This window comes from Glutamicibacter mishrai (assembly GCF_012221945.1).
GTDB classification, from domain to species: Bacteria; Actinomycetota; Actinomycetes; order Actinomycetales; family Micrococcaceae; genus Glutamicibacter; species Glutamicibacter mishrai.
The window spans coordinates 2,056,257-2,068,983 of the sequence record NZ_CP032549.1; the positions used below are offsets into that span (position 1 = coordinate 2,056,257).

12 protein-coding genes and 1 riboswitch are annotated in these 12,727 nt (G+C 60.8%); of the genes, 10 read left to right on the forward strand and 2 right to left on the reverse strand.

Translation table 11 applies throughout. From position 1 onward, the window contains the following. Positions 1-13 precede the first annotated feature (13 nt). Positions 14-1,354: an acyl-CoA dehydrogenase family protein gene (locus D3791_RS09720; protein WP_172512044.1), complete on the forward strand. Its 1,341-nt coding sequence runs from the start codon at positions 14-16 to the stop codon at positions 1,352-1,354. Between the two features lie 51 nt (positions 1,355-1,405). Further along, positions 1,406-2,806: an LLM class flavin-dependent oxidoreductase gene (locus tag D3791_RS09725; protein WP_172512045.1), complete on the forward strand. Its 1,401-nt coding sequence runs from the start codon at positions 1,406-1,408 to the stop codon at positions 2,804-2,806. Positions 2,807-2,891: 85 nt separating this feature from the next. Here D3791_RS09725 and ggt read toward each other — a convergent pair whose 3' ends face one another. After that, positions 2,892-4,715: a gamma-glutamyltransferase gene (gene ggt / locus D3791_RS09730; protein ID WP_172512046.1), complete on the reverse strand. Its 1,824-nt coding sequence runs from the start codon at positions 4,713-4,715 to the stop codon at positions 2,892-2,894. Positions 4,716-4,933: 218 nt separating this feature from the next. Further along, on the reverse strand, positions 4,934-5,797 hold the full coding sequence (locus D3791_RS09735; protein WP_172512047.1) for an SDR family oxidoreductase: 864 nt from the start codon (positions 5,795-5,797) through the stop codon (positions 4,934-4,936). Between the two features lie 285 nt (positions 5,798-6,082). Next, a riboswitch (SAM riboswitch) is annotated at positions 6,083-6,172 on the forward strand. Between the two features lie 85 nt (positions 6,173-6,257). On the opposite strand from D3791_RS09735, the gene D3791_RS09740 reads away from it, so the two are divergent. The 8 genes from D3791_RS09740 to D3791_RS09775 all read left to right on the forward strand — a co-directional run bounded on the left by D3791_RS09740 (position 6,258) and on the right by D3791_RS09775 (position 12,724). After that, the gene (locus D3791_RS09740; RefSeq protein WP_022875397.1) at positions 6,258-7,064 is read left to right on the forward strand and encodes a methionine ABC transporter ATP-binding protein; all 807 of its coding nucleotides are present in this window, start codon (positions 6,258-6,260) and stop codon (positions 7,062-7,064) included. A gap of 16 nt (positions 7,065-7,080) precedes the next feature. Beyond that, on the forward strand, positions 7,081-7,797 hold the full coding sequence (locus tag D3791_RS09745; protein ID WP_022875398.1) for a methionine ABC transporter permease: 717 nt from the start codon (positions 7,081-7,083) through the stop codon (positions 7,795-7,797). Positions 7,798-7,840: 43 nt separating this feature from the next. Next, positions 7,841-8,713, forward strand: a complete 873-nt coding sequence (locus tag D3791_RS09750) for a MetQ/NlpA family ABC transporter substrate-binding protein (protein ID WP_022875399.1) — start codon at positions 7,841-7,843, stop codon at positions 8,711-8,713. 92 nt (positions 8,714-8,805) lie between these two features. Continuing rightward, the gene (locus D3791_RS09755) at positions 8,806-10,023 is read left to right on the forward strand and encodes an acyl-CoA dehydrogenase family protein (RefSeq protein WP_022875400.1); all 1,218 of its coding nucleotides are present in this window, start codon (positions 8,806-8,808) and stop codon (positions 10,021-10,023) included. 2 nt (positions 10,024-10,025) lie between these two features. Then, entirely contained in the window at positions 10,026-11,444 is a 1,419-nt protein-coding gene (locus D3791_RS09760) for an NtaA/DmoA family FMN-dependent monooxygenase (RefSeq protein ID WP_172512048.1), read from the forward strand. Between the two features lie 104 nt (positions 11,445-11,548). Continuing rightward, complete coding sequence (locus D3791_RS09765) at positions 11,549-11,965, forward strand: CoA-binding protein (protein WP_022875402.1); 417 nt, start codon at positions 11,549-11,551, stop codon at positions 11,963-11,965. 11 nt (positions 11,966-11,976) lie between these two features. After that, complete coding sequence (locus D3791_RS09770; RefSeq protein WP_022875403.1) at positions 11,977-12,396, forward strand: MmcQ/YjbR family DNA-binding protein; 420 nt, start codon at positions 11,977-11,979, stop codon at positions 12,394-12,396. Between the two features lie 4 nt (positions 12,397-12,400). Further along, positions 12,401-12,724 carry a putative quinol monooxygenase gene (locus tag D3791_RS09775; RefSeq protein WP_022875404.1) on the forward strand — a complete coding sequence of 108 codons (324 nt, stop codon included), beginning with the start codon at positions 12,401-12,403 and terminating at the stop codon, positions 12,722-12,724. The last annotated feature ends 3 nt before the right edge of the window (positions 12,725-12,727 follow it).

Here is a 12,727-nt window from a genome sequence, read left to right on the forward strand (position 1 = left end):
TTGAGGACTTCTGATGTCATTTGGCGAGTCGCCAAACACCCCCGGCATGGACTTCAACCAGCTCAGCGACCCTTCACAGGCCAGCGCCTTGGGACTCGATGAATTCGAAGAGCAGCTGCCCACCCGGCAGCTGCTGAAAGTCACGCCCGGCCCCGGCGCAGATGAGCAATACGACCGCTTGGCCGAAATCTTCCGTCCGGTCTTCGCTCAGATCGCAGCCACCGCCAAGGACCGCGACCGCAACCGGGTCCTGCCCTTCGAACAGGTGGGCCTGCTCAACCGCGAGCGTTTCGGCGCGCTGCGCATCCCGGTAGCCGATGGCGGATACGGCGCCCGCCTGGTCGACGTATTCCGCCTGCTCATCGAGCTTTCCGAAGCTGATTCTCATGTCGGCCAGCTATGGCGCGCCCATATCGCCTTCGTGGAGAACGTCCTGGTCCTTGATGACCAGGAACTGCGCAGCAAGTGGATTGCCCGCATCGCCGCCGGACAGATTGTCGGCAACGCCTACACCGAACGAGGCGGCAACGCCCTGGGCACTCTGAACACCAAGACCAGCCAGGTGGATGGCCGGTGGCTGGTCAACGGCGAGAAGTACTACTGCACCGGCACCATCTTCGCCGACTGGACCACCGTGGCCGTAGCCCACCCGGACTTGCCCGGACGCCAGATCGCCGTGGTCTCCACCCAGCACAGCGGTGTGAAGATCCTCGACGACTGGGACGGGTTCGGCCAGGGCCTGACCGGAACCGGCACCACCGAATTCCATCAGGTGCCGGTGGACTCGTTCATGCCCCAGCAATCCAACGACTCCGAGGCCGCGATCTTCCAGCTGGTGCTCATGGCCGTCCAGGCAGGCATCGCCCGGGCCGCCCTGAATGACCTGCGCATCTCGGTGCAGAACCGGACCCGCATCTTCACCACCGGCACCGGCGTGCCGGTGCACCGCGAACCACAGGTGCTGCAACTGGTCGGCGAGGTCTCCGCTGAATCCTTCGCCGCCGACTCGGTGGTGATCGGAGCGGTCCTTGAAGTAGAAGCTGCGCTGGTTGATCTGGGGCTGAACGACGAGGAACGCTACGCAGTGTGCGAGCTCGCGGCGAACCGCGCGCAAACCATCGTCCAGCCACTGGTGATCGGCGCTACCAGCAAGCTCTTCGACGGGCTGGGGGCATCATCCACCAGCGTCGTGTGCAACCTGGACCGGCACTGGCGCAACGCCCGCACCATCGCCACCCACAACCCGGCCATCTACAAGGCCCGCATCGTGGGGGACTACGAAATCAATGCTGTCCAGCCGCAACGGCTCTCAGTCACCGGCGAAGACAGCAACCATCGAGGCTACGGCGCCTGAACGCCGACCAACAGACTTCACCACTACCCAACCATGGCAAGGGGAACAACAATGAGCCAGCAGCGCGAAATCCTTTTCAACGCATTCGACATGAACTGCGTGGTGCACCAGTCGCCAGGCCTCTGGCGCCACCCGGATGACAAGGCTTCGACCTACAACACCATCGGCTACTGGACCCACCTGGCCAAGGTGCTGGAAAAGGGCAAGTTCGATGGCCTGTTCATCGCCGACGTGCTGGGCACCTACGATGTCTTCAACGGCACCAACGAATCCCCGCTGCGTTCCGGCGCCCAGGCACCGGTGAACGACCCGATGATGCTGGTCTCCGCCATGGCCGCCGTCACCGAGAACCTCGGCTTCGGCGTCACCGCCGGCACCGCCTACGAGCACCCTTACGCTTTCGCCCGCCGACTGGCCACCCTGGATCACCTGACCAACGGCCGCGTGGGCTGGAACGTCGTGACCGGCTACCTGCCATCGGCCGCCCGCAATATGGGCCAGGAAGACCAGATGGAGCACGACGAGCGCTACAACCACGCCGATGAATACCTCGAAGTGGTCTACAAGCTGCTCGAAGGCTCGTGGGAAGACGACGCCGTGCAGAACAACAAGGAAACCGGGATCTACACCGATCCGGCCAAGGTGCACAACATCGAGCACGAAGGCAAGTACTTCAAGGTGCCGGGCATTGCCATCACCGAGCCTTCCACCCAGCGCACCCCGGTGATCTACCAGGCCGGCGCCTCCTCGCGCGGCATCAAGTTCGCATCGGAAAACGCCGAGGCGGTCTTCGTGACCAGCCCGACCCGCGAAATCCTCAAGGCCACCGTCACCAAGATCCGCGACGCCGCCGAGGCCGCCGGCCGCGACCGCTACGATGTGAAGATCTTCGCGATGCAGACCATCATCACCGATGAGACGTCCGAGAAGGCCCAGGCCAAGTACGAGGACTACAAGTCCTACGCCGACGTTGAAGGCGCCCAGGTGCTGATCTCCGGTTGGATGGGCGTTGACCTGTCGGAGCTGAACCCGGATGAGCCATTGGGCGCCAACCTGAAGTCCAACGCCATCCAGTCCACCGTGGAAACCTTCCAGAAGGCCAGCGGCGATGACGGCAACCCATGGACCATCCGCCAGCTGGCCGAGTGGGTGGGGGTGGGCGGCTTCGGCCCGATCACCGTCGGCTCCGGCGCCGAGGTGGCCGAGAAGCTCATCGACTGGGTGGACTACACCGACGTGGACGGCTTCAACCTGGCCTACGCTGTCACCCCGGCGACCTTCGAAGACGTCGTCGAGTACGTTGTTCCCGAGCTGCAGGCCCGTGGCGCGTACAAGGCCGAGTACGCTGAAGGCTCGCTGCGCAACAAGCTCTTCGGAGCCGGCGACCGCGTGAAGGACACCCACCGCGCAGCGCAGTTCAAGATTTCCAACCGGCTGGCCGCCCAGGGCTGATCAGCGGGCAAGAATCCTCGACCTTAAACCAGCGCCGGCTCCGTCCACCCTCATGGGTGGACGGAGCCGGCGTTGTCTTGAGGGCTTACTTGGCGGGAGCCACCACCATGGCGGAGCCTCCGCCGCGGCGTACCGGTTCGGCCGCTGCGGTCAGCGTTCCATCGGCATTGATCTCCACGGCTTCCACCGCGCCGATCTCTGCCTGCGGGGTGAAGGAATCCCCGGCCGGGGTGAGCTTATGGCCGAAAGCTTCCAATGCTGAGCCGTACTGGGTGATGAATTCCGGCTCCGCGGTCACCGCTGCGGTATTGCGCTGCGAGGCGCGTGGGGCGGCGATTGCCTGGCTGATGTCCATGCCCAGGTCATAGCGGTTGAGCAGGGTCTGCAGCACCGTGGTGATAATCGTGGAGCCACCCGGGGAGCCAATAGCCAGCACCGGCTCGCCATCACGCAGCACGATGGTCGGCGCCATGGAAGAACGCGGGCGCTTGCCTGGCTCGATGCGGTTGGGATCCTCTGGATCATAGACGGTGGAGAAGTCCGTAAGCTCGTTATTCAGAAGGAAGCCTCGGCCCGGGACCACCATGCCCGAGCCGCCGGTCTGCTCGATGGTCAGCGTGTAGGACACCACGTTGCCCCAACGGTCCACGACCGACAGGTGGGTGGTGGACATGTTCTCGGTATCCTGCTCCACGGCAGGCTCGGTGGTTGCCGCCGGGCACTGGCCATCAAAATTCTCGATATCACCCGGTGCCACCGGCTTGGTTGCCGCCTGCTCCGGGTTCAGCGCGCAGGCGCGGTCATCACCAAAGAGCTTGCTGGTCAGCGTCTTGGTCGGCACGTCGACGAATGCAGGATCACCGACGTACTTGCCGCGGTCAGCGTAGGCCAGCGCAGTGGCCTCGAAGTAGTGGTGCAAGGCGTCGGCCGGCTCCATCGAGGACAGGTCATAGTTGCCCAGGATGTTCAGCGATTCACCCATGGTGGTGCCACCGCTGGACGATGGAGCCATGCCGAAGACATCCAATCCTCGGTAATCCACCGAGGTCGGCTTCTGCTCAGCCACCTCGTAGTTCGCAAGGTCATCGGTGCTGACAAAGCCTGCCGGAACCGGCAGCTTGGTGTCTTCGACCTTGGGCGGGGCCTGGACCGTCTGGGAAATTTCAGCGGCCAGATCTCCCTGGTAGAACGCCTTGGGGCCTTCCTTGGCCAGCAATCGGTAGGTGTCGGCCAGTTCGGGATTCTTGAAGATGGCTCCGACCTGCGGTGCATCTCCATCGGGGAGGAACAAATCGCTGGTCGAGGCGAATGCTTCGAAGCGTTCCTTGTTATCCAGTGTCTGTTCGCGGAAGGTCTCATCAACCACAAATCCACGCGAAGCGACCTGGGTTGCCGGGCGCAGAACCTGCTTCAGGCTTTGCGATCCCCAGTTATCCAGGGCCCGCTGCCAGGTGGCGACGGTGCCGGGAACGCCTACAGCAGCTCCGCTGGTTACCAGTTCCGGAGTGAAGTTGTAGGGTTCGCCGGTGCTCGGGTCGATAAAGGCATCGTGCGGAGTGGAAGCCGGTGCGGTTTCGCGTCCGTCAATGGTGTTGACCTTGCCGGTGGCCGCGTCGTAGTACATGAAGTATCCGCCGCCGCCGATACCGGCACTGTAGGGTTCGGTCACGCCCAGCGCCGCTGCTGTGGCGACCGCGGCATCCACCGCGTTGCCTCCCTTGCGCAGGACTTCGATGCCTGCGGCTGAAGCTTCCGGATCGACCGAAGAAACCGCTCCGCCGGTACCAGTGGCGGTCGGGGTCTTCTCGGTCTGGCGTGGCTCGGCGCTCGCCGGAATCGCGCTGAAGGCGCCCAATCCCAGACAGAGGATTGCGGCACCAGCCAGTGCGCGCACACTTGATCGTTGCATACTTTGATCTCCTGAAAAGGTGGGGATGAAGGTATGCGTGAATTTACGTGAGACGTTCGACTCCGCGATGAAGTGACACGCGCCATCTTCTCCGGTTCGTTGTATTTCCGTCCATGTGGAAGAAATAAGTTTGGATATGACATTAAACAGCGGAGGCAATCAGCGGACGGGTCATCGTCCTGGCTGATTGACTCCGCTGCACAAGAACTTATGTTGTCCTAGCGTGCGAGGGCATCCTTGATGGCTTTGCCAAGGGAAGTCGGAGCGCGGCCGATGAGCTTGGCCAGATCCCCGGAAGACACTTCCAAGCCCCCTTCGCGAACTCGCAGATCCGTATCCACCAGGATGTCAGCGAAAAACTCGGGAACACCCGACTCGGTGTAGATCGCCACCAGCTGCTGCGGATCCATGTCCTGGTAAGCGACATCCTGCCCTGCGGCCGCACCGACGGCGCCGGCCAGCTGGCTGAGGGTGAAGGGCTTGTCCCCGCCCAATTCGTAGATCTTCCCTGCTTCGTCGGATTCCGAGAGCAACACGGCGGCCGCCGCCTCCGCGTAGTCCGCGCGGGTCGCGGCGCTGATCTTGCCGTCGCCGGCTGCTCCGAGGATAACCCCGCTATTGAGGTAGCCGAGCAGCTGATCGGTGTAGTTTTCCGTGTACCAGCCGTTGCGCAAGAGGACGTAGTCGATGCCGGAAGCGGCCAGCACATGCTCGGTGGCGATATGTTCCTGTGCAAGCTTCATATTTCCGGTGAGCGCATTGGCGATGGAGGTGTAGGCAATGAGCTTGACGTTGACGCGCTGGGCCGCGGTGATGACGTTCTCATGCTGGACGGCTCGCTGCCCGACTTCGCTGCCTGAAATCAGCAGCAGCTTGTCCACGCCCTCCAGTGCGGTGACCAAGGAGGCTTCCACATTGTAGTCAGCCACGCGCGTCTGAAGACCCTTGCCTGCCAGCGGTTCAAGCTTCTGCGCAGAACGGCCAATGGCTACCAGCTGTGCTGGGTCGGCCCCGCGTTCGAGCAGTGCGTCGATGACCAGCTGGCCCAGTTGTCCGGTGGCGCCGGCAATTGCGATCTTCATAATGTCCTCTCGATTGATCTGCAATCCAATACAACCATCGTGTCCACTGCAGAATTCCCCATTCAACTTTGGCGGGACATTCAAAACCACACCGGTGCAAAGCTCAAGGCTTTCCGTCTTAAAAGGAGTTACTGGCGAAATATGTCGGATTGCTACGCCGATTATTGCGCGATTTCCACGAGTACCGAGTCCAAGCATGACTTGATGACGCAGATTTACGTAACGTTTGCCGGCCCGCAGCCACGGGCGACAGACTTGAATTGTCCGGGAGGTACAACCGGACACACACCATCCAGAGCGACTGAGAGATCTGGCTCAACGACGTCGCAGCAACCACCCGAAAGGGAGCGGTGCTACAGCCAGGACCGATGGAGTACTTTCACTTCGCGATTTGAATATCTGCGCACCGCAGATGATTTTTTCGCGAAGTACGCTCCGCATAACCAAGCATCAAGGAGCGATGATGATTCGTCTTGAGAACGTAACCACCACCTTCGGCAAAGGCCAGGAGCAATTCACCGCCGTCAAGGATGTCTCACTCGATATCCAGGCCGGCAGCATCCACGGCATCATCGGATTCTCCGGTGCCGGCAAGTCAACGCTCCTGCGCAATATCAACCTGCTGCAGCGCCCTACTTCGGGCCAGGTGTTTGTTGACGGCGTTGAGCTCACCGGGCTCAGCGAAGGCGATCTGCGCAAACAGCGCCATGACATCGGAATGATCTTCCAGCACTTTAATCTGCTCAATAACCGCACCGCGCAGCAGAACGTCGAGCTGAACCTGAAGTTCGCCGGGGTGCCCAAGAAGGAACGCCGCGAACGCGCACTGGAGGCGCTGTCCATCGTGGACCTTGCCGACAAGGCCAGCGCCTACCCGGGCCAGCTCTCCGGCGGACAGAAGCAGCGCATCTCCATCGCCCGCGCCCTGGTGACCGAGCCCAAGGTGCTGTTGTGCGATGAACCAACCAGCGCCGTGGACCCGCGAACCACCACCTCGGTGCTGCAGTACCTCAGCGACATCAACGCCAGCCTCGGCATCACCACCGTGATCGTCACCCACGAGATGAACGTCATCAAGGCCATCGCCGACAAGGTCTCGGTCATGGAAGACGGAGCGGTCGTTGAGGAATTCGCGCTGAGCTCGCTGAAAGAACCAAGCTTTGAACCGATTACGCCCATTGGCCGCTACCTGATCAGCGATGAAATCACGCTGAACCGCCAGCCCAAGCAGGCGGATAACCTCGCTGCCAACGTAGCCCGCGTATAGAGAACCTGGATTACCAATGAACTTCACTTCAGTAGTGCTAGCCACGAGCAACGGCAGCGCAGCAGCTTTCAGCTTTGACCGGATTGCCGAATTGGCCCCGGAAATCTGGGTGGCCATGGCGCAGACCTTCGCGATGCTGCTGGTGGCCATCCCCATCGCCATCCTCCTGGGAACCCCGCTGGGCATTTGGCTCTATTCAATGTCTCCCAATGGGCTGCGTCCGCGTCCAAAGCTGCACCGGGTAGTTGACGGCTTGGTAAATACCATCCGTTCCTTCCCGTTCTTGATCCTGCTGATTGCCATCATTCCGTTCACCCGATTCGTCGTGGGAACCACCATCGGCACCGCGGCGGTCATCGTGCCGCTGACCATCAACGCGATCCCGTACTTCGCCCGCTTCGTGGAACAGAACATCAGCCAGCTGGGCAACGGAGTTGTTGAAGCCGCCCAGGCCATGGGCGCTACCCGCGGACAGATCATCCGCGAGGTGCTGCTGGTCGAAGCCAAGCCGGCATTGCTCTCATCCATCACCATCATGACCGTCAGCTTCATTTCCTACTCGGCCATGGCCGGACTGGTCGGTGGCGGCGGAATCGGCGACTTCGCCATCCGCTATGGCTACTACCGCTACGAAACCGGAGTCATGCTGCTGGCCATCGTTCTGATGATCCTGCTGGTCCATGCAGTCCAATTCTTCGGAACCCGGCTCTCGCGCGCCGCTGACAAGCGCTAATCCCTGAACCTACTCAACTCGCAATTCATCAAAGGACAACATCATGGCACTATCGCGCCGCAACTTCTTGACCTTCACCGCAGGCTCCGCCGCGGTCCTCGCCTTGACCTCATGCGGCCTGATGGGCGGCCAGGCAGCCGGCTCGGGCGACAAGACCATCAAGGTCATCGTCACCGAATCGGCACCTTCCCAGGAACCAACCAAGATCGCCCAGAAGCTCCTGGCTGAGAAGGGCTGGACCCTCGAAGCCACCTATGTCACCGATATCGTGCAGCCGAACCACGTGGTCTCCAACGGCGAATACGACGCCAACTTCTTCCAGCACGGCGCCTACCTTGAGCAGTTCAAGAAGGACCAGAACGTCGATGTGGAGCCGGCCTTCTACATGTACAGCTCGCCGGCCGGCGTGTACTCCAAGAAGTACGACGACATCAAGGACCTGCCTAATGGCGCGACCATCGCGCTCCCGGTGGACACGGCCAACAACGGCCGCGCATTGGCTTTGCTGGACAAGGCCGGGCTGCTGAAGGTCACCGAAGGCAAGAGCGTCATCCACCTGTCGCAGAATGACATCCTGGAGAACCCGAAGAACTTCAAGTTCGTCGAGGTGGATCAGCAGTCGCTGTCCAAGACCCTCCCGGACGTGGATGCAGGATTCCTCTTCGCCCGACTTGGCGCGGAAATCGGCCTCACCCCGCAAGATGCTCTGCTCTTCGAGGAGGAAGAAGAAGCGCTTCCGTACATCAACATCATCGGCGCCAAGCCAGGCTTCACGGACACCGAAAAGGGCAAGGCCCTGGAAGAGGCCTACCACTCCGACGAGGTGCGCGACTGGTACGCAAACTACCTCGACGGCGCTCTGGGCACCCCATGGGATCGTGATCTGGAAGCAGACTTCGCCACCTGGAACAAGTAGGCCCTCGGCCCCACGACGGTGCATCGCAGCGTCGCGGGGCCGCCGCTTTTTGATCTTCAACCCACATCATCGACGTTCTGCAGGGAGAACCAATGACGATTATCGCCACGGCAGCCACCGAGTCCCGCTACCAACAACTGCTGGATCGCTTCAGCCCGGTCTTCGCCAAAATCGCTGAAGGCAGCCGCGAGCGGGAACAAAACCGCATCTTGCCCTTTGAACAGGTGCAATGGCTCAAGGATGCCGGATTCACCACCCTGCGTGTTCCGGAAAGCCACGGCGGATCACCGGTCAGCCACGAGCACTTGTTCCGTTTGCTGATCGAGCTGGCCGCTGCGGATTCCAATGTCGCGCACCTGCTGCGCAGCCATTTCTCCTTCGTCGAAACCATTTCCTTGCAGCCAGAGGACTTCCAGGACCGCTGGTTCCCCAAGGTGCTGCAGGGACAGATCTTCGGCAATGCAGCCACCGAACGGGGCGGAAATGCCCTGGGAACCACCAATACCAAGCTGGTCCAGTCGGACGGAGGCTGGGTGCTGCGCGGCGAAAAGTACTACACCACTGGCTCGATTTTCGCGGACTGGGTTGTAGTCATGGCGACCACCGAAGGAGTGGAAGGCCGCCAGTACGCCATCGTTGATCGCCATGCCGAGGGCGTGCAGATCCTTGATGACTGGGACGGCTTCGGCCAGCCGCTGACTGGAACCGGCACCGCCATCTTCAACGATGTTGCGGTGGATCCGCAGAACATCATCCAGCGCAAGGTGGCGTCCACGCTGGAACCGGCGTTCTTCCAGCTGTGCCTGCTCTCGGTGCTCGTCGGCATCGGCAAGGCCGCCCGCAATGAGGCAGCCGGCATCGTGTCCAACAGGACCCGTACCTTCAATACCGGTTCCGGGGCGTTGTTCAAGGATGACCCGCAGATCCAGGAACTCGTCGGACGCTTGGCGGCCAACGTTTTTGCCGCGGAATCCATTGTCGTTACGGCAGCCCGGGAACTGGATGCGGCACTCGACCCGGAATTGGGCCTTGAGCCGGATGCCGCCTATCTCCGGGCGGAATTGGCGGTCCAGCAGGCCCACGTGGCAACCCCCAAGCTGATCCTGGACGCCACTAGCGAGCTCTTTGACGTCACCGGCGCCTCAGCGGTGTCCACCTCCAAATCGTTGGATCGTTTCTGGCGCAATGCACGCACGGTAGCAACCCACAATCCGGTGGCCTTCAAGGCCCGCTCGGTGGGGGACTACTTCATCAACGGCACGGTACCCACCGGGCTGAACTCCATCGGAGAAGCTAAGGCAGGCAAATAATCATGGCAACTTTCCAAGAACGTCCGCGCTTGCTGCTCTCAGCATTCCTGATGAACACCTCCAGCCATATCCTTGGCGGAATGTGGCGCCATCCGGAAGCCCAGCAACACCGTTTTAATGAACTGAACTTGTGGGTGGATCTGGCGAAGAAACTGGAGGACGCCAAATTCGATGCGTTGTTCTTCGCCGATGTGGTAGGCCTCTACGGGGACCACGAGGGCGGCTGGGCTTCCCATGTGCGCAAGGGATTGCAGGTCCCGAGCCACGACCCGCTGGTACTGCTCTCGGCGCTTGCTGCCGGAACCAAGGACATCGGTTTGGCAATGACCAGCTCGGTGATCCAGAGCCACCCATTCCAGTTCGCGCGGCAGATTTCCACCTTGGACCATCTGTCCCAGGGACGTGTCGCGTGGAATATCGTGACCAGCGTGCTGGAAAACGCCCACCGCAATTTTGGCGGCAAGGATCTGGTCGCCCACGATGACCGTTACGGCTGGGCCGAAGAATATGTCGAGGCCGCCTACAAGTTGTGGGAAGGTTCGTGGGAAGACGATGCGCTGCTGGCCGATAAGGAAGCCGGCCTGTACGCGGACCCGAGCAAGGTCAACAAGATCAACCACCGTGGCGACTTCTATTCGATCGACGGCCCGCATCTGGCCCTGCCCAGCGCCCAGCGCACGCCGTTCCTTTTCCAAGCCGGTTCCTCGGCCCGTGGTTCCCAGTTCGCGGCAACGCATGCCGAAGCGACTTTCCTCTTTGCCCCGCACGCGCAGTATGTGGCCAAGAAGAATGCGCAGCTGATCGAGAATCTGGCGGCTGCTGGTCGCAAGCGTGAAGATATCAAGGTGTTCGCCGGCTTGTCCTTTGTGGTGGGTTCCACCGAGGCAGAAGCCAAGGCGTTGGAAGCCGAATACGATGAGTACCTGGATCTGGATGCGATTGTCGCGCATATCGGTGGCGGGCTCGGGGTGGATCTTGGCGGACTGGATCTGGATACCCCGCTGGGAGACATCCAGACCCAGGGAGCCCAAGGAGTGCTGGAAGCGGTCAAGGCCTCGGTGCCTGGCGGCAATCCGACCTTGAAGGATCTGGCCCACTACCGTGCGAAGGCCCAGCAGATTGTCGGCACTCCGGAGAGCATCGTAGATGAGCTGGAGCGCTGGCAAGATGCCGGGATTGATGGCCTGAACATCATGAACCACGTGCTTCCGGGGTCCTACGACAACTTCATTGAAGGCGTCCTGCCTGAGCTGCGTCGCCGCGGGCTGGCGCAGAGTGAATATGATCAGGGAAGCCTGCGGCAGAAGGTCTTCGGCCGTGGCGATTACCTTCCCGAGAACCATCCTGCGGCTAAGTTCCGTGGTGCTTTTTCGGAGCTGAGCGCGGCCAACACCGAGGCGGCAGCCCAGCTGCAGCGCTAAGGAAATGATTCTGGCAGGGACGGCGGAGATCAAAACTCTCCTCCGTCCCTGCCAGGTTTAAACCGTGGCGACATCTGCAGCTTTTACCGAGTAAGGTGTCGAACATGAAGAACAGCCATGTCAATGATCCGCAGGCGATCCGCCGGCTTCTGAGCACACCGGGGCGGTGGGCCGTCGTTGGCCTGACCAACAATCCTTCGCGTGTGGCCCCGTCCATTGCGCGGTTCCTGCGTGACGAGTTATCCATGCAGATCATCCCTGTGTCATTGGATGCCCAGAACGTGATGGGGGAGCAAGGGTATGCGCGTTTAGCTGATATCCCCGGTCCCATTGACGTGGTTGACTGTTTTGTGAATTCATCGAAGGTTGGCGGCATCGTCGATCAAGCCATCAACGTCGGGGCGAAAGCCGTTTGGATGCAGTTGGGCGTGATCGATCATGAGGCGGCCCAGCGTGCCAAGGATGCTGGGCTGGACGTCGTGATGAATACCTGTCCGAAAATTGAATACCCATTTCGGTAGCCGAGGTGAGCATGAATAATAAAGGGAGCCAAGAAGCCCTGGAACAGCAGTGGACGCAGTTGTGCCTGAGCATGCCCCGCGCCTTTGCCGATTATCCGTTCGGACCTGAAAGCACGGTTTTCAAGGTCTCAGGCAGGGACAAGGCCAAGGCCAAGATGTTTGGCCTATTAATGAATGTGCGCGGCGACCTGGTGCTCAACCTTAAATGCGAGCCTGCCCTTGCTGACCAGCAGCGCAGCGAGCATCCGGAAATCACCCCTGGCTATCACATGAACAAGAAGCACTGGAATTCCATTCGAGCAGGGTTGGACCCGGAATTGCTGCTGGAACTGATTGAAGATTCTTATGATCTTGTGGTCGACGGCATGCCACGACGGGATAAAGAATACGTCCGATTGCAAGACACCATTAGCCAATCAGCCCTAGACTAGAACCATGTACTTCATCGTTGTTAAATATCAGGTAAAGCCAGAAAACACCGAGAACTTCATGGATCACGTTGCAGAGTTCACCCAGGCCACACGCGCCGAAGACGGTAACCTCTGGTTCGACTGGTCCGTGAGCGTGGAGGACCCCAACGAGTTCGTACTTGTTGAAGCCTTCCGTGATGACGAGGCAGCTTCTGCCCACGTCAACTCCGCACACTTCGCAGCAGGCATCGAATCCATGCGTCCGCTGCTGGTCTCCACTCCGAAGATCGTTTCGCGCAAGGTCGAAGGCGAAGGCTGGGACAGCATGGGCGAATTGGTCATCGACTAGTTT

Coding starts and splice junctions, on each gene's coding strand:
- D3791_RS09720 (WP_172512044.1), top strand. CDS start 14: ATGTCATTTGGCGAGTCGCCAAACACCCCCGGCATGGACTTCAACCAG.
- D3791_RS09740 (WP_022875397.1), top strand. CDS start 6,258: ATGATGATTCGTCTTGAGAACGTAACCACCACCTTCGGCAAAGGCCAG.
- D3791_RS09775 (WP_022875404.1), top strand. CDS start 12,401: ATGTACTTCATCGTTGTTAAATATCAGGTAAAGCCAGAAAACACCGAG.
- D3791_RS09770 (WP_022875403.1), top strand. CDS start 11,977: ATGAATAATAAAGGGAGCCAAGAAGCCCTGGAACAGCAGTGGACGCAG.
- ggt (WP_172512046.1), bottom strand. CDS start 4,715: ATGCAACGATCAAGTGTGCGCGCACTGGCTGGTGCCGCAATCCTCTGT.
- D3791_RS09765 (WP_022875402.1), top strand. CDS start 11,549: ATGAAGAACAGCCATGTCAATGATCCGCAGGCGATCCGCCGGCTTCTG.
- D3791_RS09750 (WP_022875399.1), top strand. CDS start 7,841: ATGGCACTATCGCGCCGCAACTTCTTGACCTTCACCGCAGGCTCCGCC.
- D3791_RS09760 (WP_172512048.1), top strand. CDS start 10,026: ATGGCAACTTTCCAAGAACGTCCGCGCTTGCTGCTCTCAGCATTCCTG.
- D3791_RS09745 (WP_022875398.1), top strand. CDS start 7,081: ATGAACTTCACTTCAGTAGTGCTAGCCACGAGCAACGGCAGCGCAGCA.
- D3791_RS09735 (WP_172512047.1), bottom strand. CDS start 5,797: ATGAAGATCGCAATTGCCGGCGCCACCGGACAACTGGGCCAGCTGGTC.
- D3791_RS09725 (WP_172512045.1), top strand. CDS start 1,406: ATGAGCCAGCAGCGCGAAATCCTTTTCAACGCATTCGACATGAACTGC.
- D3791_RS09755 (WP_022875400.1), top strand. CDS start 8,806: ATGACGATTATCGCCACGGCAGCCACCGAGTCCCGCTACCAACAACTG.